The organism is Arthrobacter rhamnosi (assembly GCF_054510975.1).
Map to the genome: position 1 here is coordinate 34,689 of NZ_JBTNDN010000002.1, position 19,733 is coordinate 54,421.

General features: G+C 61.2%; 15 protein-coding genes. 4 read left to right on the forward strand and 11 right to left on the reverse strand.

Features of this window, described 5'->3' with window-relative positions; translation table 11 throughout:
- The first annotated feature begins 151 nt into the window (after positions 1 to 151).
- Entirely contained in the window at positions 152 to 1,192 is a 1,041-nt protein-coding gene (locus tag ACX80J_RS04505) for a PDDEXK nuclease domain-containing protein (RefSeq protein ID WP_459346980.1), read from the forward strand.
- Between the two features lie 672 nt (positions 1,193 to 1,864).
- On the opposite strand, the gene ACX80J_RS04510 is transcribed toward ACX80J_RS04505, so the two are convergent.
- Positions 1,865 to 2,374: an amino-acid N-acetyltransferase gene (locus tag ACX80J_RS04510; protein WP_459346981.1), complete on the reverse strand. Its 510-nt coding sequence runs from the start codon at positions 2,372 to 2,374 to the stop codon at positions 1,865 to 1,867.
- Between the two features lie 402 nt (positions 2,375 to 2,776).
- On the opposite strand from ACX80J_RS04510, the gene ACX80J_RS04515 reads away from it, so the two are divergent.
- Both ACX80J_RS04515 and ACX80J_RS04520 read left to right on the forward strand, forming a co-directional pair.
- Positions 2,777 to 4,156, forward strand: a complete 1,380-nt coding sequence (locus ACX80J_RS04515; RefSeq protein ID WP_459346982.1) for an NAD-dependent succinate-semialdehyde dehydrogenase — start codon at positions 2,777 to 2,779, stop codon at positions 4,154 to 4,156.
- A 1,692-nt stretch (positions 4,157 to 5,848) separates the two neighbouring features.
- Positions 5,849 to 7,339, forward strand: coding sequence for a GntR family transcriptional regulator (locus ACX80J_RS04520; RefSeq protein WP_459346983.1), 1,491 nt, complete (start codon positions 5,849 to 5,851; stop codon positions 7,337 to 7,339).
- A gap of 59 nt (positions 7,340 to 7,398) precedes the next feature.
- Here the strand turns inward: ACX80J_RS04520 and ACX80J_RS04525 are convergent, their stop codons facing one another.
- From ACX80J_RS04525 to ACX80J_RS04565, 9 genes are all read right to left on the reverse strand, one after another.
- Positions 7,399 to 7,962, reverse strand: a complete 564-nt coding sequence (locus tag ACX80J_RS04525; RefSeq protein WP_459347439.1) for an adenylate kinase — start codon at positions 7,960 to 7,962, stop codon at positions 7,399 to 7,401.
- A gap of 187 nt (positions 7,963 to 8,149) precedes the next feature.
- Complete coding sequence (locus ACX80J_RS04530; RefSeq protein ID WP_459346984.1) at positions 8,150 to 8,980, reverse strand: gamma-glutamyl-gamma-aminobutyrate hydrolase family protein; 831 nt, start codon at positions 8,978 to 8,980, stop codon at positions 8,150 to 8,152.
- Complete coding sequence (locus ACX80J_RS04535; protein ID WP_459346985.1) at positions 8,977 to 9,735, reverse strand: gamma-glutamyl-gamma-aminobutyrate hydrolase family protein; 759 nt, start codon at positions 9,733 to 9,735, stop codon at positions 8,977 to 8,979. Before ACX80J_RS04535 ends, ACX80J_RS04530 begins: the two co-directional genes overlap by 4 nt.
- Complete coding sequence (locus ACX80J_RS04540) at positions 9,732 to 10,448, reverse strand: substrate-binding periplasmic protein (protein ID WP_459346986.1); 717 nt, start codon at positions 10,446 to 10,448, stop codon at positions 9,732 to 9,734. Before ACX80J_RS04540 ends, ACX80J_RS04535 begins: the two co-directional genes overlap by 4 nt.
- Positions 10,445 to 11,878, reverse strand: coding sequence for a glutamine synthetase family protein (locus ACX80J_RS04545; protein WP_459346987.1), 1,434 nt, complete (start codon positions 11,876 to 11,878; stop codon positions 10,445 to 10,447). Before ACX80J_RS04545 ends, ACX80J_RS04540 begins: the two co-directional genes overlap by 4 nt.
- Before the next feature lie 32 nt (positions 11,879 to 11,910).
- Positions 11,911 to 13,140 carry an NAD(P)/FAD-dependent oxidoreductase gene (locus ACX80J_RS04550; RefSeq protein WP_459346988.1) on the reverse strand — a complete coding sequence of 410 codons (1,230 nt, stop codon included), beginning with the start codon at positions 13,138 to 13,140 and terminating at the stop codon, positions 11,911 to 11,913.
- Between the two features lie 37 nt (positions 13,141 to 13,177).
- The gene (locus ACX80J_RS04555) at positions 13,178 to 13,369 is read right to left on the reverse strand and encodes a ferredoxin (protein ID WP_459346989.1); all 192 of its coding nucleotides are present in this window, start codon (positions 13,367 to 13,369) and stop codon (positions 13,178 to 13,180) included.
- A gap of 83 nt (positions 13,370 to 13,452) precedes the next feature.
- A complete protein-coding gene (locus ACX80J_RS04560) occupies positions 13,453 to 14,649 on the reverse strand; it encodes a cytochrome P450 (RefSeq protein ID WP_459346990.1) in 1,197 nt (398 codons plus the stop codon).
- Between the two features lie 44 nt (positions 14,650 to 14,693).
- Entirely contained in the window at positions 14,694 to 16,190 is a 1,497-nt protein-coding gene (locus tag ACX80J_RS04565; RefSeq protein ID WP_459346991.1) for an APC family permease, read from the reverse strand.
- 324 nt (positions 16,191 to 16,514) lie between these two features.
- On the opposite strand from ACX80J_RS04565, the gene ACX80J_RS04570 reads away from it, so the two are divergent.
- Positions 16,515 to 17,888 carry an NAD-dependent succinate-semialdehyde dehydrogenase gene (locus ACX80J_RS04570; RefSeq protein ID WP_459346992.1) on the forward strand — a complete coding sequence of 458 codons (1,374 nt, stop codon included), beginning with the start codon at positions 16,515 to 16,517 and terminating at the stop codon, positions 17,886 to 17,888.
- A 410-nt stretch (positions 17,889 to 18,298) separates the two neighbouring features.
- Here the strand turns inward: ACX80J_RS04570 and ACX80J_RS04575 are convergent, their stop codons facing one another.
- Positions 18,299 to 19,486, reverse strand: coding sequence for an acetyl-CoA C-acetyltransferase (locus ACX80J_RS04575; protein WP_459346993.1), 1,188 nt, complete (start codon positions 19,484 to 19,486; stop codon positions 18,299 to 18,301).
- Positions 19,487 to 19,733: the final 247 nt, after the last annotated feature.

Consider the following 19,733-nt stretch of genomic DNA (forward strand, 5'->3'; position numbering starts at 1 on the left):
ATTCGGAGAGGAACAAGGGGGTCGTTCGAACCGGCGCGGCGGGCACACGTCTTGGAGATGGCGCGTGCGGGTGTCACCGTGGGTGTTCATCAGGGGCTCGGGGGCGGCTCAATGACTCGGCGGGTCAGTGGGGTTCTGGAAGGATCGAAGCATGACAACCCCTGACGTCGCCCTGCCTGACGGGTACGGCTCGACCCTGCAGGCGCTGAAAGACCGCGTGCGGCGTGCTCGCCAGAGAGCCCAGCGGACGGTCAACACGCAGCTGATCGAGCTGTACTGGCACCTGGGCCACGAGATTCTGATCCGGCGTGAGCGCCAGGGGTGGGGGACCGGTGTCATGAAGCAGCTGGCCGATGATCTGCGGGCTGAGTTCCCGGACATGACCGGTCTGTCGCGCAGCAACCTGCAGTACATGCGGGCCTTCGCAGCGGCATGGGACGAGGAAGCAATTGTCCAACAGGCTGTTGGACAATTGCCGTGGGGCCACGTCGTCCTGCTTCTGGACAAGCTCGACAACCGGGCATCGCGTGACTGGTACGCCGCCGCAGCGGTGGAGTACGGGTGGTCCAGGAACGTGCTGGCGAACATGATCATGAACAAGTCGATGGAGCGCACCGGCACGGCGCCGTCAAATTTCACCCGCAGCCTGCCAGCAGCCGACTCCGAAATGGCACAGCAGACAGCCAAGGATCCCTACGCCTTCGAGTTCCTCGGACTCTCCGGCGAGGTCGCCGAGCGGGATCTTGAGCAGGCCCTCATGGACCGCATCGTCGACACCCTCCGGGAGCTAGGCCCAGGGTTCGCGTTCGTCGGCCGACAGGTACACCTCGAGGTCGAGGGAGACGACTTCTACATCGACCTGCTGTTTTTCCACGTCGAGCAGCTGCGCTACTTCGTCATCGAGCTCAAGACCGGGAAGTTCCAGCCCGAATACGCCGGGAAGCTGAACTTCTACGTCGCCCTTGTCGACGACAAACTTCGCCGTGAAACACACAATGACACCGTCGGAATCCTGATCTGCGGCAGCAAGAACGACCACACCGTTCGCTACGCTCTCGGCCGCTCCGAATCACCCATGGCCGTGTCCACCTATACCTACGAAAACCTGCCGGTTGCGGAACAACGCGCCCTGCCAGCGGCCGACGAACTCACCGCGGCGTTCGACCAGATCGCATCGGAGAACGCGCAGTAGGAGGGTGCCCTATAAGTCCCTTCCTGACCCGCTCACCGGAACGAGGAAATCGCCGTGCCTCAAGGGACATCGCGAGGTGGAAGTGCTTGTGCCGAAGGAACCTCTGGAGGCGTCACTAGTGCTCAGCCGTCAGTCAGTCTGTAAGTCTGAATTCACCCGCACAGCTGCACGTAGTCCATCAGTAGCAGGTCTAACTCCATGTGTGCCCAGCCTTACCCCGAAACGAGCCGATAAGGCTCAACCCGTCATCGACAGACACTTGTGCAGACACTGTCTGCACAAACGTTTTGAACCAGGTTCTGCGGCTGAGCTGCGAGTAGCAGAGGAGTCGGTGCACGCGTCCCGACGCAGTGTTTCTCGTCAGCACTTCGGTAGCGGCGCCGGGGGGATCGACCGCGTCAACATAACTTGACATAAGGTAAATTATCGGCAATCCAGATATGTGCCGGGGGCGGCGTAAAAATGACGACGAGTAACAAAGTGGAACTTCCTCATCCGTTTGGTGCGGGCATTTCCAGTCTGGCTGTGCGGGCAGCAACTCCATCGTCACTACAGTAGCCAAGGCCGGTTCTTTCCAGGCAGAGCGGGCCGAGAAGTTTCCCTTCCGCATTTACCACCGCGAGTCGACGCCGGCCTGCTAGCTGCAGTGGCATCATCAAGGCACTGCGCGGCCTAAAGGAACCGGATCATGCGTGTGTTGCCTAGGGTGTTGGGCTTCACCCGGGCGAGGTCTAGGAATTCCGCAACACCTTCGTCGTGTGAGCGGAGGAGCTCCAAGTACACCTCGGGGTCCACCGCAGATTGGTCAGCCATCACCTCGAAGCCGTGGCACTTGAAGAAGTCCACCTCAAAGGTGAGACAGAAAACGCGAGCAACGCCCAACGAGCGGGCTCCCTTGATTAGACTCTCCATGAGCGCGTGACCAACACCTTGGCCGCGCCAGCTTTCGGAAGTTGCCAAGGTGCGGACCTCTGCCAGGTCCTCCCACATGATGTGCAGGGCGCCGCAGCCGATCACCTCACCCTGGCTGGACTCCGCAATTTGGAACTCCTGCAGGCTTTCGTAGTAGGCCACCGTCTCCTTTGTCATCAGGATCCGCTGCTTCGCCAGGGGGGCTACCAGCCTTTTGATGGCAGCCACATCACTGGTGCGGGCAGGCCGGATGTGGAATGAATCGGTCACGGGCTAACCCTACGGGCCCACGCCCGAGCCATCTTGGCGATCTGTACAGACAAGAAGGCAGCTTTAGACGATCTGCACGGTGACGTCACTAGGGTCACTTCCGGCACAATTGGGCAGTTCGCACAACTGGAACGTTACATCTTGACCATCATTCGGCTCCAGCTTTACCACCACAAGCTTCTGCCCCTCCTTTGGGCAAGCACTCCCCGAGATACCAAGTGGAGCAGTCCCAAGTGCCCCGTTCATGAGGTTCTTGATGTTGGTCGTTGGAGAGTGAGGCATGATGCTAGACCAGAGGTAGCCAGGATCTGCCGCGCAAGAACTTTTTGGAGCGCACGTTTCTACGCACCGTTGGTATGCCTCCAATGCTGTTCACGACCCTTCGTCCAAAGGAGAAACCATATGAGTTCCTATGCCGTCGTCAATCCATCCACCGGGGAGACCGTTCGCGAGTACGACACGTTCACTGATCAGGAAGTGGACGCAGCGGTCTCGAACACTCACGACGCGTACCGGCAGTGGTCGCGCTCGGCCCCGATTCAAGCGCGGACAGCGCTGATCGCCCGGGTAGCGGCCCTGCACACGGAACGGCGTGAACAGCTGGCGGAAATCATCGTGCGCGAGATGGGCAAACCGCTTGATCAGGCTCTGGGCGAGGTCGACTTTGCTGCGGCGATCTATCAGTATTACGCCGATAACGGCGCGGATTTTCTCGCCGACGAACCCATCGAGTTGTCCGAGGGCACTGGCTCTGCCTTCATCCGTCGTGCACCGCTCGGCGTGCTGTTGGGCATCATGCCGTGGAATTTTCCCTACTACCAGGTGGCGCGCTTCGCGGGCCCGAACATCGTGGCTGGCAACACTGTCCTGCTCAAGCACGCTCCGCAGTGCCCGGAGTCAGCGGCGGCCATCGCGCAGATTTTCGACGCCGCGGAAGCCGAACTTGGTGCCCATGAGCACGTGTACGAGAACCTCTATGCCACGAATGAGCAGATCGCCACCGTCATCGCGGACCCGCGGGTGCAGGGGATCTCGGTGACCGGGTCCGAACGCGCGGGTGCGGCCGTGGCCGAACTCGCCGGAAAGCATCTCAAAAAAGTGGTGCTCGAACTCGGCGGCTCCGACCCGTTTATCCTGCTCTCCACCGAGGACCTCGAAGGGGCCGTCCAAGACGCGGTGAATGCACGCCTGGATAACAACGGTCAGGCGTGTAACGCCGCCAAACGCTTCATCGTCATCGACTCCCTCTACGAGGAATTCGTCGATAAATTCACGCAGGCCATGAAGAAGGTGCAGCCGAACGATCCGATGGCCGATGGCACTCTGCTGGGTCCGCTTTCCTCGGCCGCCGCGACGTCACGACTTGAGGAGCAGCTCGAGCGCGCCGTGTCCCAAGGTGCGACCGTCTCGGTAACAGGCGAGGTCTCGGGGAACTTCTTCCCTCCAGCGGTCCTCACCGAGGTGACGCCCGAGATGGACGCCTATCACGAGGAGTTCTTCGGCCCGGTCGCCATGATTCACAAAGTGGCATCCGAGGAAGAAGCTGTGCGCCTTGCCAATGACACCCCGTTCGGCCTCGGGTCCTACGTCTACACCACCGACCAGGAGCAGGCCCTGCGTGTCGCAGATGCGATCGAAGCCGGCATGGTCTGGATCAACCTGGTACTCGGCGACGCCGCCGAGCTGCCCTTCGGGGGCGTGAAACGCTCCGGATCGGGTCGTGAACTCGGCCGGTTCGCGATCGAGGAATTCGTCAACAAAAAGATGATCCGCACCGCCTGAGGGGTTCCGGTTCCCGCGGTCAGCTGACCCGCCATGAGGGGTCGGTACGTGCAGTAGGAGCACGTGCCGACCCCTCCTGGTCTGCTCGTCCCGCTGACTCAGCCCGACGTCAGCTGGAATGCGTTGTTCGCCATGCCTGATATGCAATCCAGGTCGCCGACAGGTCAGCTGTTTTCGACAGGGTCAGCCCTGTCTGCTCCACGGACGACGAGGTCAGGCACTGGCTGGCAAGGATGCCGCTCGTGGCGTTGCGTCCGCGCTTGTCCCAGCTTCCCGCATAGCCGCAAGAGGCACCTCGATCAGGAGCTCCTCGAACCGGTCCCATCGGTGCGCCCTCCAGGTCGTGACGGGCAGTCTCACCGGAAATCCCCGGGCACCCGACATGTAAAGCGAGCTCTCTCAACTTTTATTGGGCGAAACGACTACCGAAAGATGGTAGGTGTGCAAAATGTCCAATAAAAGGCGTGACCACTCCCCTAGTGTTGATGTCATCAATGATGATCACTCGATGAGGCGGTAGTGATGACTAACCAGACCCTTTCCCGTTCCGCTTACCCAAAAATGGACTTAGAGGCACGAACCGGAACGCATTGCCCAAGCACAGGACTGTGGCGAGTGTCAGCCAATGAAGCGACCCTGCGCTTCATTCCTCAGGGAACAATGATGCCGTCCCTGCTTGGGGAACCCGTGACATGGACCAAGGTTCCAATGGGGCCTCGAGCATAGCTATCACCGCTCAAACAATGCATGCCATGTCTATCTCCTGCTATTGGATCGACCACCGAAGCGGCGATACCATCGAGCACTCTTGTCAGCCCCGACCCTTGCCTCTGATGTATTAGTTTGGGTTGGATTTGAATCACCTACTGTGCGTCATCGAGCTCCAATAGGCGAGACCGAGCAGCAATCCTAGCCAGTGGCTCCTTGCTCAGCTTCGAGCCGCTAAGCGCCTGATTCTACTTCGCTGCTGGTGCTGGCTCTCGTTCTCTGCGCTCATTGGAATCCGCTCTAGATTGCCGTTATCGTCACTACTAGGGTAGGTGGCGCGAGAAGAAACGGGCACAGCATCGACGCCGCGGTGCCGGTTGTAATGGTGAATAATCGCAGTGTTTCAGGCAGTCGCAATCCCGGCGGTAGCTGATGCTTGCATCCATTGGCCCCTCCAGCGCGACCAGGCGACGAGAACAGCCAAGTCAATCAATAACGTTTCAAGCAGCTGGCGGAGGGCACTGTCGTACTGGCACGGCCACCTGTCGACGTGAGACTCTCTCGTAGTCTGCCTCGCAACTAGCGCGGCCCGTATGGCGCCCAGCAGTGGCCCAAAAATTCCTTGCTACATTCACTCGCTGTCCTTTAGTGTTTCCGTACAACCAGGCGGCATTTTGCCCTGAACAGTAAGCATTTTTTCGGTCTGCCCCAGAGTACGGATCCGCCATTCTTTGCAGGTCGCAGTCCTGCTATGCACTCCCCTGCAGCGCTATTTGCGTCTCTGCCCAGATCCTAATTCTCCGCACGAGCAATTATCGCGGCAGGAGCAGCGCCGATGATTCGTTTCAGCCGGGCAAGCACTATTCGCAGCCAGGCTAAGGCGCATTCGCAGGGGAAATAGTTTCGACTGAAAATGTTACTTCAGATTTTTTAGGTATACTAAGACCTGAAGGTAGCACCTGCATCGCCGAAGGGTTTTGTCCTATGCGTAATTTTTTATCGATCTTGGAGGAAACGTCTCCCAGCGATCCCGGTAAGGACAAGGTCAGCCAACTGATCGATCGGATCGATGCGGCCATCTCTTTTGGCTTGCTGCGCGCGGGTGAAAAACTGCCTTCTGAGCAGCAGCTCTCGGAAATGCTGCAGGTATCAGTGCCAACGCTGCGCGAGGCGCTGGCCGCTCTCAGGGACGATGGGATAATCGAGACGCGGCGCGGTCGGTACGGCGGGAGCTTCCTTGTTGGGACAGCTGATAGCTGGAAGCACCGAGGCGAGATGCTGCTTCAGAGCATGACAATGGCCGAACTGAGGGATCTCGAAGATCATTCCCTCGCCGTCTTTGCTGCGTCGGCGACACAAGCCTGCCGTCGAGGCACGGCAGCAGATTTCCAGCGACTGCGGCATCTGCTGGGTGCCCTCAAGAGTTCGACCAGCCCGTCGCAGATGGCCGTCAACGATAGCCGGTTCCATATCGAAATCGCTGTCGTATCGCAATCGATGCACCTCACCCACGCCGCTGTGAGAATACGATCCCGCCTGGCTCCCTTGCTGTGGTCAAACCCAGAGAATGACGATGTCATGGAGCGCGCTTTTGCTCACTACTCGGCTGTCATCGAGGCCCTCCAGGACAACGACTCTGCTCGGGCTACGGAACTGATCGAAGTCCACCTGCGGGAAGTCTTCAGTCACCTGATCCGATTGAAGCTCAAAGCCCTACAGCGCGAACAAGGGGAGTCGGTGAAATCGAGCGAGGATGCGATCAGGTACATCTTCGCGGAGTTGGTGGCCGATCTAACGAAAAACGCTCATGCGGTGGCGAGGTCGTTGGCAGATCTTTCAGGCAGTGCCGGAGGAGACCCATTCTCAACTATGTTGGTGTCGAATTTTTCCATGGCTGTGCTGGATGCTTTCCCTATGGTTGCGGGGGCTGGAGCGATGTTGGCATCACCGCCGGTTCCTGATGCGCCTGAATGCCACTACTGGTGGGCAAAAAATCAGCAGGGCGCGGTGAGCCGGCTGATCATGGATACCACCTCGGGCACCGACAGATTCTATGACTACCAGTCAATGCCATGGTTCGCTGAGGCTCGTCAAAACAGGGCCCCAATCCTCGATGGCCCCTACGTGGACTACCTCGGGTACGACCAGTACATCGTGACTGTCTCGGTTCCCATCGAATCGGATTCGGGCGATTTCCTCGGCATCTTCGGGGTCGACATTCTCGTAGGGGAACTGGAGAAGGTGCTCGTTCCGTTGCTTCACAACCTTGATCTCAAGGACGCGACCGTGGTGAATGAGGTGGGGCGCGTCGTTGTCGGGCGTGCACCTCATCTGGTGAGCGGCGAACTACTCGCTGGTTTCGATGCACGCCAAGCGGCCGCGCTGTACCCGGACTCGTTGGGCATCTACCTCGTCGGAGTCGACTCCACCATCGAAAACGACCGAAGTCGTCGATCTGATGAGCTCGTTTCGTAACTGGTTGGAGGCAGTGGCGCCGGGACTGAGGAATTCGGTGACGGGAGGAAGGCCACGTCTTAGTACGAAGGGCTGAAGTTCATCAGGGCTCGCTCAGTAACCTGCTCGATCGTCCCTATACCGTTGATTCTCGTGACGATGCCTCGCTGGTCGTAGAGAGACACGACTGCTTCTGTTTGCTCGTGATAGATCTTCAGCCGGTGACGAATCACCGCTTCGGTGTCGTCCGAGCGGCCGTCAGTCTCGGCGCGGCGAATCAGCCGCCGCACGAGTTCTTCTTCGCCAGCGGTGATTTGCAGGACGCCGTTGAGCTCCACGTCATTTGTCCGCAAGATGTCATCCAGCTCCAGGACTTGGGCACCTGTGCGGGGGTAGCCATCCAAAAGGAAGCCATCGCAGACATCTTCTTGAGCGAGCCGATCACGGACCATACTGTTCGTGACACTGTCGGGGACAAAATCGCCGCTATCCAGAAAAGCCTTGGCCTTCATTCCGAGTGAGGTCTGCCGACGGACATTGTCGCGGAAGATGTCCCCGGTTGAAATGGCTGGAATACCAAGGCGCTCTGCAATGCGAGCTGCCTGGGTCCCTTTGCCTGCTCCGGGCGGACCGATGATAAGCATTGCCGTCACTGCTGTACTCCTTGGTAAGCGGCTCACGTGGATGGGGATGGGCTGTGCGGTAGGAAGGCTTCACTTGCTGTTGACTGCCGGAGCAGTGCGTCAGGCGCGTTTCAAGCGCAGGTCAGCCGGCTGCCGATGCCCGGGCAGCCAGCTGACCTGCCTGCATAGTGCACTTCAGCTATGACGTTCAGCGGCCTCTGGCCATCGAAGCGCCGAAAGATCCACGTTTGTTAGACCGCACCTGCTCCACGAACGCCGTGAAGAGATTCCGTCGGTCCTCAGCTGACCCATCGTCATCCTCCGGATGCCACTGGACACCCACCACCCAGGTGGCTTGCTGATGCTCAGTCGCTTCGATGATTCCATCATTGGCGACGGCGCTGGGTGTCAGGCTGGGAGCAATTTTCCCTACCGCCTGATGATGGCCTGACCGTACGGTGATCTGCTCAGATCCAAAAATGCCGGCGAGTTTACTGCCCGGGGTAATGGTGACGTCCTCATCGAGGAAGACGGGCTGACCTGGTCCACCCCGGTGCAGGTGCCATGGATCGAGGTCTGGGATGATCGTGCCTCCGCACGTGAGATTGAGCAGCTGGGAACCGCGGCATATCGCCAGCATCGGAGCGTCGCGGCTCAGGGTTTGGTCGATGAGTTGCATCGTGTACACATCAGCACGTGGATCGACGCCGTATTCGTTAGGCACCGGCCCCTCCACTCCGTAGAGCGACGAATCTATGTCCCCTCCCCCCAGGACGAGTACTCCGTCGGCTGTCCCGGTAACTGATGGGTCTGGGAGTTCGGGTGCGCTGGAGTCCACGAGGACCGGCCTCGCTCCGACGTCGACAAGGGTCTGCAGTGCGGTCCGGGTGAAGCGACGCATTAACTCGAGTGTCTGCGAGGTGAGCCCTGGAAAGTTCAGTGACACGACGACGGCCACCCGTGGCGCATCCTCAGGCAGTTCCTGTGTACCGGAGGGTATTACATCGTCTTGGGAGAGGTACAAGGAGGACCTGGTCATGCGCTCACTTCCTGTTGGGCCGACCGGCGTTCGTTCTTAGCCGCGTGATGGTCTCGGGCTGCATCAACAACCCACTGGAAGAGCGCGTGGTCCGTGGGGCTGGTCACGGCATTGTCCTCCGGATGCCATTGGACGGCGATCATGGGTACACCCGGGATCTCTAACGCTTCGATGATGTGGTCTTCGGCGCGACCGACGACGACCAGGTCTTTCCCGACTCGATCGACCCCCTGATGATGGTAGGAGGAAACCATGGGATCCTGCCCGTGCAGGGCCCGGCCCAGGTTGGAGTGCGGGGCGACGTCGACGAGGTGAGTGCTGTCAACGTGGTTGATCGGCGACGTCGGTATGTGCTGAATCATGTTGCCGCCACGGTCCACGTTGAGCAGTTGCATACCCCGGCAGATGAGCAGGAGAGGAATCTTGCGCTCGATGCAACCCCGAATGACCGTAAGGTCTGCTTCGTCCTGCCCCGGATGGTCGGTCACCTTGGTTGTCGCATCAGCCTGGGCTCCGTAGCGGGTCGGGTCAACGTCCGCGCCGCCGGGTACGACCACACCGTCGAGTGCGTCGTACCGTTCGTCCGGGTCTGTTTCGGATCCGGGGAAGAGGATGACGGGCTCTCCCCCGGCGCGCACGATGGAGCGCAGGACCTCGATGGCCGCGGCGAGTCCGTCAAAACGCAGGCCATGCACCGAGTTCGCCCACATTCCGGTGACTCCGATGAGCGGGGTGCGTGCTGTGCCCTGGGTCATGAGCGTGTGCCTTTCAACAGTGCGGGAGGGAAGGGCAGGTCGGGCATCCACTTGTTCCAGATCTGTTCCAGCCGGCCGTCGGCGATGACCTCACCGAGTGCTGTGCCCACGGCGTGCAGCAGTTCCTGGTTGTGCTTGGCGATGCCGATCCCCCAGGGGTTCTCGGTCTGGGCAGTGAAAGCAATGTCGAAGTCGGGGTCGTCGCCTAGCGGAACGGTGACGACGTCGTCGTCGACCATGGCATCGACGGTGCCGTTTCGTAGCGCCGCAATCATGTCCCCGAATACGTCAGCGGAGCTGCTGAACGGGATGGTGATGCCACCATCGAAAGTCTCGGCTAGTCGCATGTTTGCGCTTCCAGCGATGGCTGCGATCCGGTAGCCAGCGAGATCTTCTGGTTTCCTCGCAGGATCACCTGCGCGCACCAAAACTGTCTCGTTGAAGACGGCGTAGGGGCGGGTGAAGTCCAGCTGTTCCTGTCGGGACGGGATGATTCCCTGCCCACACCACACGGCATCAGCCCGGCCCTGCTGGACGGCGGGGATCATATCGTCCCAATCGGTGAATACCCATTCTAGGGTGTAACCGAGCTGCTCGGCCACCAGTGCGGCAGCTTCCGGTTCGTACCCGGTGCGTGTTTTCCCGTCCTTGCTCGCGTCAAAGAGAGGTGCAGCCTCGGAGTCAATGCAGGCGAGTCGTAGTGTTCCGGTCACGGGATCGACTCCCAATACATGTCGTGGTCCCAGTCGGTGACGGCCCCGCAGTAGCGGGCCCATTCGTCCTCCTTGAGTTCGATGAGAACGTCCTTCATCTTTTCGGGCATCGCGTCGTGGACGAGCTTGTCGTCCTTGAACGCCTGGATGGCTTCGCCGAGGGTGCGGGGCAGAATCCCGTGGTCCAGTGTCGGGCGTCCGTCTCCGGCAGGGTTGCCCGGATCGATCTGCTTCAGGATTCCTTCGGACATGGCCGCGAGCAGGACTGCGTGGGAAAGGTAGGGGTTGACCATGGCGTCGGGCACCCGGAACTCCATACGGCCGTTGGCGGAGATGCGGATGAGCGCAGCGCGGGAATCGAGGCCCCAGTCAATGGTGGAGGGCGCGAACTGGCCGATGTCCCAGAAGCGCTTGTATGAGTTGACCGTCGAAGCCATGATCAGCATCGCGCCGGAGGCGTGTTTGAGGATCCCGCCGATAGCGTGCCGGCCGATTTCGCTCATGTGCAGTTCGTCCACGCCTTTGTCGAGGAGCACGTTCGTGTCGCCGTCCCAGAGGCTGAGGTTGTGGTGACAGCCGTTACCCATGGTGCCGATGGCGGGTTTCGGCATGAAGGATGCGGTCACTCCGAACTCTCGGGCGACCTGCTTGCAGATCTGCCGGTAGGTGACGAGCCGGTCGGCGGTGAGTTCGACGTTGTCGTACATCCAGTTCAGTTCGAGCTGGCCGCCGTCCTCGTAGTCTCCCTCGATCATGTCCAGGCCCATGGCCTTGGCGTAGGTGACCAGGCGCTGGTAGATCGGGCGCATCCGTTCGAGGTTGTCGACCTGGTAGGCCGGTGATCCGCCTGGCCTGGTCTTCACGTCCAGGCCTTCGCCCTCCCATGTCATCTCCGGTTCGGTACCTGAGCGTGCCTCGAGGCCGTGCACCTGCTTGAAGGCCGCGTGCATGATGCGCAGAAGGTGCCGTGAGTCCAGTGCGAGGGGTCGGCCGCCGACGGTTGGAAGGTGTGTGGGCTCGTAGGCCGTGCAGAATATCCGGGCGACCTTGGTGTCCCAGGGAAGGACGGTGAAGGTTTCCGGTTCTGGGATACCGACGAACTCCTTGGCTTCGATGCCGCCCCCGATGAGGTGACCAAGCCGGGAGGTTTGCAGGTCCGCCAAGGCGGTGCGGTGGAACGCGATGCCTTTTTGGAAGTTGCGGGCGAAGTGGTTGGCAGGCACCATCTTCGCGATGTTCCTGGATCCAAGCGTCGGGAGCATGTAGTAGATGTACTCGACGCCGGCTGCCTCGATTTTGTTCTTGATGTCGGCGATAACGTCGGGCTGCAGGTTGGCCTGGATATGGCGATCAAGGGCGGTGTTGTCGAGCATGAGCTCTGACAGGGCCTTGTACATGTCCGTTACGTCTCGGGTCGGTGTGAGCGTCATTGGTCTCTTCTTTCTAGGGAAATGTGAAGTGCTTAGACCGCGGCGGCAGTCAGTTGGGTGCGGTACTGCAGTAGCCGCTGCGCTGGCAGGCCCGCGACAACAACGCCGATGAGGACGTTGTCGCGCCAGTAACCGACTGCGATCCCGGCGTCGATGTCGTCCAGGGTGCCTTCCATGACCGCGAGTTCGTCGGCCAGGGCGGGGCTGCCGAGCCCGGAGATGCGTAGACCGAATTGGTCCGACCAGAAGTTCGGTAGTGCATCGCACGGATCAGGGAGGGAGGCGCCGGCAAGATCTGCGGCGAGGGTACGTGCGGCTGTCTTGGCGGTGTCTCCGGGGGTGGCCCAATGTTCGATCCTGCGCGGTGTCTGGCGCAGCCGTAGATCCGGGAATCGGGCGATGTCTCCGACGGCGACTACGTTGCTGGTTCCCACCGGGCGGAGCCATTCGTCGCAAAGCACGCCGTCAGTGAGGTCCAGGCCGTTGCCTTCGAGCCATTCGACGTTGGGTACGGAGCCGACTGCCTCTATGACCACGTCTGCGGGCAGGCGTTCACCTCCGGCCAGGACGACGGCGCCCACTCTGGTGGGATCGGTGTCGGAGGCCTCGAATTCCTCGACATGGCGGTTAGCCAGGCACGTAATGCCGCGCCTCGCCAGCCGGCGGCGGAAGGCCTCGGCCACATCGGAGCCGAGAGGCCTGTGCATGGGTCCTTTGCCTCCCTCGACCAGGGTGACATCGCACCCCAGTTCGAAAGCGGTGGCGGCGGCTTCGCAGCCGATGAAGCCGGCGCCGATGACGACGACCCGGGCGCCGGGCTTCAGCTCGGAGTGCAGCGCCAGGCTATCATCAAGGGTCCGGATGACGTGCCTACCCACCGTCGGCCCGGGTGCAGTCAGACGGCGTGCGCGCAGTCCACTGGCGATGACGAGCCCGTCAAAAGCTACTTGGGTGCCGTCGGCAAGGCACAGGACCCGTTCCTGAAGGTTCGAGGAGACCACGGCGGAGCCGAGACGGAAGGTGACATCTTCCGTCTGCTTCCTCCGTCTGAAGGCCACCTTCGCGAGAGCTTCATCGGCTGAGAGACCCGGGTTGGCAAGGAGCTCCTTTGACAGGGGAGGGCGGTTGTAGGGTGCGTAGGGCTCATCCCCGATGACCTCGATCTCGCCATCCCAGCCAGCCGCACGGAGCTGTTCAGCTGCCCGCAGGCCGCCCAGCGAAGCTCCGACGACGACGATGCGCCGTTCTGTGGTGTTCACCATGAGGAATTCCTTCGAGGATTAAGGGTTGGTGGTTGGATCAGTCGGAGGCCAGCAGGATGGCCTGTACCGGGCAGACGTCGATGGCTTCTTCGACCTCTTCAACCTGGTCGTCGGTGATGTTCTCGTCGTATTCGAGGACACCGTCGTCGTTCATGCGGAAGACATCTGGTGCGGCGATGGCGCACTGGCCGTGGTTGTCGCACAACTTGCGGTCGACATGTACTTTCATGGTTCTTGATCCTTTCCAGGGTGCCTGGTGGGCCGGTCAGCGATGCGCTGGGGTGAAGGTGGGTGTGTAACTTCGAACGCAGGTCAGGATCGCTTGTCGAAGGTGATGGGCAGCCGGACCGGTCCGGTGTTACCGGAGTCGGGCATCCACTCGTCATCGCCTGCGATGCGGGGGTTGGCCATGCGCGCAGCCAGCAGTGGCAGCGCTTCGCTCATGTCGGCCCGTGCTACGAAGTGGCCGAGGCAGTGGTGGACGCCGCCGCCGAACCCGTAGTGCGCGGCATGCTCGCCGAGAAGGTCCATCTGCGGTTCGGGAAAGGCCCGCGGATCTGTTCCGGCGACCTGGGTGAACAGGTGCACGGTCGTACCGGCCTCGATGGTCAGGCCCTTGTGTTCGAAGTCCTCGACTGCCTCCCTGGTCACCCACGTGACGGTGGGGTTGATGCGCATGACCTCTTCGACGGCTTTGCCCCCCAGCTCGGGGCGCTGCGCCAGCAATTCCCACTGGTCCGGGTGGTGCATGAAGGACTGCATGGCGAGGCCGAGCTGATTGCGGGTGGTGTCCATGCCTCCGAAGATCAGCAGGACGAGAGCGTTGCGCAGCTCGGGGTCTGAAAGCCGGTCGCCGTCACGATTGGCCAGAACCAGTTTGGACACAAAGTCGTCTCCCGGGTTCTGGTGCCGGTCCTTGATGAGGTCTTCCGCGTAGGCGTAGAGCTCCTCGACGGCGGCTTCCACCTTCCACAGGTCCTGCTTGAGGGTGACACCCAGGGCGAGGCCGATGGTTGATGCGAGCTGCGCGATCTTCGGCCATTCGTTCTCATCGATGCCGAGCAGGATGGTCAGCACCCGGGTGGCGTAGGGCTCGGCGAAGTCCTGAACGAATTCGCAGTGGCCCTTGTCGATGAACGCGTCCACGAGCTCGTTGGCCAGAGCCTGGAAACGAGGTACCAAGGAGCTGATCATCTTCGGGGAAAAAGCGGGATTCAGCAGCCGGCGGATGCGGTGGTGGTCCTCGCCCTCGAGGACCAGAAGGTTTTTGGTCCACCAGTCGTAGAAGATGCCGGAGTGGACGCCGTTGTGCTCGGGCCACCGGGCCGATCCCTGCCGGAGCTTGGGGCTTTTGAGCAGTTTGGAAACATCCTCATACTGCAGGACGGCGATGCCGTAGTTGGTCTTGGCGTACCAGCTGCGTTCGCGGGCGTTACGGACCGCTTCGGAGTGCATCGCGAAGGCTGGATCGGAAATATTGAAGTAGGGAGCTTCAACGGTGGTCGTCATGGGAGGTCCTTCCGGTGTTTGTCAGTCGTGTGAGGTGCCGGCGCCTAGGCGCGGTGGGCGTCGCCGTGGGGTGCAGGGCTGTTGTCGTAGGGCCGGCGCAGTGCCATGTAAAGCAGCCCGAAAGCCAGCACGACGATGGCGGAAAGGACGGTGAGCCAGTTTTCGAACCAAGGCAGTTCCGGGTAGCGGGGCCAGGCGATGTTGGCGATGCCAATCAAGCCCCACACCAGGGCGAGAATGTTCACTCCGATACCCCAGCCCCCCAGTGTGAAGGGGCCAGAGGGCTTCCACCCTTTGAGCCGTGCCCGTAGGGCAGCCAGGACTACCATCTGGAATCCGAGGTAAATGCCCAGGGAGGCAAAGGAGACGATTGCTACCAGTGCATTCTCCGAAACGATCGACCCGATGATGATGATGGCCGGAATGGCTCCTGCCACGAGCAGGGCGAACGGCGGTACATCGAGCCGATCGTTCCACTGGCTGAGGAAGCGGTGGCCAGGGAGCATCTTGTCGCGGCTCATGGAGTAGATGAGGCGGGAAGCTGCGGCCTGCAGGCTCATGACGCAGGAGACGAAGGAGACGAGAACGACGGCCAGGACCAGTTTGTAACCCAAGGGGCCGAAGGCGCCCAGCAGGGTCGTCCCGACGGGATCAACGTCCGTGCCGTTGATCACGGCCGAGATATCGGGGACGGCGAGGATAAGGGACAGGCACACGAAGGTGGCGGCGAAGCCACCGATGTAGATGGTCAGGCGCATGGCTTTGGGGATGCGGCGTCCCGGATCGGAGATCTCCTCGGCAACGTCACCGCAGGCTTCGAACCCGTAATACTGGAAGATACCCAGGAGGCCGGCGGCGGCGAAAGCGAAGAAGTAGTGGTTGCCTTCCCCTGCTCCGAAAGTGTTGAAGAGGACGGAGAGGTCATTCTTGCGTGCGAACACCAGGAGCAGGACTCCTACGACGAGGGCTCCGCCGAGCTCGGCAATGAGTCCGACCATGGCGACAGTGCTGAGGGCCTTGGTCCCGGCCAGGTTGATGGCGGTCGCGATGGCCAGGACGACAAGTCCACTGATGACAGTCGTCCCGACACTGGACTCGAAGCCCAGCAGGGCACTGAGGAAGGGTCCGGCGCCATACGCGACTGCGGCGATGGTCGCGAGCAGGGCGACGGCGTAGACCCAGCCGTTCATCCACGCCCACTTCTTGCCCCAGAGGCGCCGGGACCAGGGATAGACACCTCCGGCGACCGGGTAGTTGGAGACGATTTCGCCGAAAACCAGGGCGACGAGGAGCTGGCCTGCTCCGACGATGAGCAGGGACCACAGCATTGGGGGTCCGCCGGCGGTCATGGAAGCGGCGAAGAGGGTATAGATGCCTACGACCGGGGAGAGGTAGGTGAAGCCCAGGGAGACGTTGCCCCAAAAGCTCATCTCCCGCTTGAACTGCTTGTCATAGGTGTATCCCAGCGCTGCAAGGCGCGCTGCGTCCGCGTCGTGGGTGTGATCCACGAGGTGGGACTCGGTGTTCTCGCTCGTTGACACAAGCGTCTCCATCTGTAGAAGTAATCCGGGCCAGTGACCGGCAGGTACGGGGCCGGAGAGGAGGAAGTGGAGCAATGATCCATGGAACCGAAGGGAGAGTCGCACTGCGAAACTCTCCCGATGCCTTCCCTGAAGGTGACCAGCCGAAGTACTCTGGATGCCTCAGGTCTAAACATTAGAAACTTTATGTTTCCATTGTGTGTCAGCCAGGTCACATTGTCTACTCCTACTGACTACCCGAGTTTTCGCCCCAGCGACCGAAGCCTTGATCGCCCACGGCGTTACCTGATCAGCACGTCCCATTGATGTATTAGGAGAGCTCCGATGCCCTACAAGACAGTGAATCCAGCCACCGGTGAGACGGTGCAGGAGTTCACCAGCCTCACCGATGACCAGATACTTGACGCCGTGGACCGGTCCGCGGCCGCGTACCGGTTGTGGAACCGAACGCCGCTCGAGGAGCGCGTCGCGCTGTTGCGCCGGCTGGCCGACCTCTACCAGGACGGTGAGGAGGAACTGGCCCGGATCATCACGGAGGAGATGGGAAAGCCCATCCGTCAGGCGCGCGGCGAGATCCAGATTGTCCGCGATATCTACCGCTACTACGCCGATAACGCCCAGACACTGCTCAAGCCCGAAAAGCTCACGTCATCACTGGGTGGACAGGCCGAGGTCGTGCTGCAATCCACCGGCTCGATTCTGGGCATCATGCCGTGGAACTACCCCTTCTACCAGGTGGCCCGACTCGTGGCACCGAACCTGTTGCTGGGCAACACAATCCTCCTCAAGCACGCCAGCAACGTCCCGCAGGCCGCTCTGATCCAGGAACGGCTTATTCACGACGCCGGATTCCCCAAGGACGTCTACATCAACCTGCTGGCGTCCGGGAAGCAGGTCTCCACCCTGGTGGTTCCGGCCCCGTCGGTCGAGGGAGTATCACTGACAGGTTCCGAGCCTGCCGGTGCTGCAGTCGCTGAAATCGCGGGCCGTCACCTGAAGAAAGTCGTCCTGGAGCTGGGAGGATCGGACCCGTTCATTGTGCTCGACGGGCACGACCTCCAGCGCACCGTGACCAAAGCCGTCAGCGGCCGTGTCGGAAACGCCGGCCAGGCATGCACCGCGTCAAAACGCTTCATTGTGGTCGAAGATGTCCACGATGACTTCCTCACCTCGTTTTCCGACGCTATGGCAGGCATTACACCCGCCGACCCGGCAGACCCCGCAACCGTGCTCGGCCCGCTATCCTCCGTCGAGGCCCGGACGGACGTCATGGAAATCGTTGAGGACGCCGTCAGTAAAGGAGCCACGCTTGCAGCGGGAGGCCACATCATCGACGGCGCAGGAGCTTACATGGAAGCGACTGTCCTCACCGACGTCACACCTGACATGAGGGCCTACGCGGAAGAGATCTTCGGCCCTGTCGCCGTCGTCTATAAGGTAAAGGACGCCGACCACGCCGTCGAATTGGCCAACTCCTCGCCCTATGGCCTCGGGGGTTCGGTGTTCAGCGCCGACCTGGAACAAGCACGCCGCGTGGCCACGCAACTGGAGTCAGGCATGGTCTTCGTCAACGAAGTGACCGAGTCCGCCCCGGACCTGCCCTTCGGCGGGGTCAAGCGCTCGGGCGTCGGTCGAGAGCTTGGCAAGTACGGCCTCGAGGAGTTCGCGAACAAGAAGCTCATCCACCTCCCGGCATGAGGCGCCTGCTTTTGACCCGCTGACTCCCCCGGGAGGGACGGCCGCACAGCCGTCCCTCCCGAGCATCACCGCTTGCCCTCCAGCCCTTAATACCGCGTGCCGGCCTCGTCCTGAGGACCTGGGATGTTCTCGGCCTACAATTTTGTGTCCCGTGCCCTGTGCCCCGTGCCTCGAGGACCACGAGGGGTCGGCATCAGCCGAGCCTTCCCTAGCTTGCTGTGATCATGGACTGGTCTACGAAGACCCCCGATCTGGGGCCTCATCGTTCTTCCTTGGTTCGGGGTGGTCGTCAGTACCTCGTGCACTCCCCCATCCCACCGCTGGGTTGTGGAGCCACCGCCGCCGGGCAGGATTGCCGTTGCATGGGCTGTAATGGCCCTTGCAGGGGGAGAAGGAGGGCGTGAAGAAGATCAGTCCCGGTACAGCAACAGTGCTTCGCCCTGTCCTCCGCCGCCACACAGTGACACAGCAGCCTTGCCTGAGCCACGGCGAGCCAGTTCAAGGGACGCGTGCAGTACCAACCGGGCACCGGAGGCGCCAATGGGGTGCCCCAGCGCCACGGCTCCCCCGTGAATGTTTGTTTTTTGCAACGGGTAGTCCAGATCCTGCAGTGACTGAACGAGCACCGACGCGAATGCCTCGTTGATTTCGATGAAGTCCAACTCGTTCACGGACCAACCGGCTCGGGCCAGGGCCCGCTTGATGGCATGTGAAGGCTGGGAGTGCAGGGAGGTATCCATACCGGCTACCTGACCTGGAGCGCCCACGACAGCGAGGTATCGCAACCCGTGGCGTTCAGCGTAGCTGCGCGTGGCGAGCACGACCGCCGCAGCTCCATCGGTAAGCGGTGAGCAATTACCGGCGGTAATCGTCCCGTCCCGATCGAAGGCCGGGCGTAGCTTAGCCATCGACTCAAGTGTCGCTTCGGCGCGGATACCCTGATCACGGTTCACCACGAGCGGGCCGGTGTTGCGTTGCGGAACCGTCAGCGGAGCGATTTCCTCGTCAAAAACACCCTCGGAAGCAGCCCGCGCCGCACGCTGGTGGCTGGCTACCGCGATTTCATCCTGCTGCGTTCGTGAGATGCCGCGTGTCGCATTCCCGCCCTCCGTGAGTGATCCCATGGATCTTCCCTCGGCGGCGTCACCAAGCCCGTCCTTGGCCACCGAATCCTCCAGCGCAAGGTCTCCGTAATTCTTGCCCTGGCGTACGCCGAGGGCTAGGTGCGGGGCATTGGTCATCGACTCCTGGCCACCTGCGACGACGACGTCGACTTCACCGCCACGCACCATACGAGCAGCACTGATGATGCTGGTCAGACCGGATAGGCAGACCTTATTCACGGTCTCGGCGGGAACGCTCAGGGGAATACCCGCTCCGATGGCCGCTTGACGCGCCGGGTTCTGCCCCACTCCAGCTTGCAGGACCTGGCCCATGACCACATAGTCGACCTGCTCAGGGGCGACTCCAGAACGGTGCAACGCTGCACTGATCGCATGTGCGCCCAGTTGTGGCGCATTGAAGGTCGCCAGCTGGCCCAAAATCTTGCCCTGGGCAGTGCGGGCACCAGCCAAGATGACAACATCGGTGGGGTTCATTTGTTCTCCTCAAAGGTGAAAGCCGCTCAAAATTTTTCCAACAGCTTCACGTGGTGTCGTGATACGGCGCATTAGGGGGTTAACTCCAAGGTGATGAGCGATGCCTGCTCTGGGGTACCACCGGACTACTCGCGACACGATGCGGGACACGATGCGGGATGTGCAGCATTCAAGACAGCCAATGACGGCCCTGCCTCTGGTGACTCAAGGGATACAGCCACCCTGTTTCGGAGCAGGTTGGCGGCGG

Excerpts from the sequence above, each read along its gene's own strand:
- ACX80J_RS04505 (WP_459346980.1), top strand. The coding sequence starts at position 152 with ATGACAACCCCTGACGTCGCCCTGCCTGACGGGTACGGCTCGACCCTG.
- ACX80J_RS04515 (WP_459346982.1), top strand. The coding sequence starts at position 2,777 with ATGAGTTCCTATGCCGTCGTCAATCCATCCACCGGGGAGACCGTTCGC.
- ACX80J_RS04520 (WP_459346983.1), top strand. The coding sequence starts at position 5,849 with ATGCGTAATTTTTTATCGATCTTGGAGGAAACGTCTCCCAGCGATCCC.
- ACX80J_RS04525 (WP_459347439.1), bottom strand. The coding sequence starts at position 7,962 with ATGCTTATCATCGGTCCGCCCGGAGCAGGCAAAGGGACCCAGGCAGCT.
- ACX80J_RS04530 (WP_459346984.1), bottom strand. The coding sequence starts at position 8,980 with ATGACCAGGTCCTCCTTGTACCTCTCCCAAGACGATGTAATACCCTCC.
- ACX80J_RS04535 (WP_459346985.1), bottom strand. The coding sequence starts at position 9,735 with ATGACCCAGGGCACAGCACGCACCCCGCTCATCGGAGTCACCGGAATG.
- ACX80J_RS04545 (WP_459346987.1), bottom strand. The coding sequence starts at position 11,878 with ATGACGCTCACACCGACCCGAGACGTAACGGACATGTACAAGGCCCTG.
- ACX80J_RS04550 (WP_459346988.1), bottom strand. The coding sequence starts at position 13,140 with ATGGTGAACACCACAGAACGGCGCATCGTCGTCGTCGGAGCTTCGCTG.
- ACX80J_RS04555 (WP_459346989.1), bottom strand. The coding sequence starts at position 13,369 with ATGAAAGTACATGTCGACCGCAAGTTGTGCGACAACCACGGCCAGTGC.
- ACX80J_RS04560 (WP_459346990.1), bottom strand. The coding sequence starts at position 14,649 with ATGACGACCACCGTTGAAGCTCCCTACTTCAATATTTCCGATCCAGCC.
- ACX80J_RS04570 (WP_459346992.1), top strand. The coding sequence starts at position 16,515 with ATGCCCTACAAGACAGTGAATCCAGCCACCGGTGAGACGGTGCAGGAG.
- ACX80J_RS04575 (WP_459346993.1), bottom strand. The coding sequence starts at position 19,486 with ATGAACCCCACCGATGTTGTCATCTTGGCTGGTGCCCGCACTGCCCAG.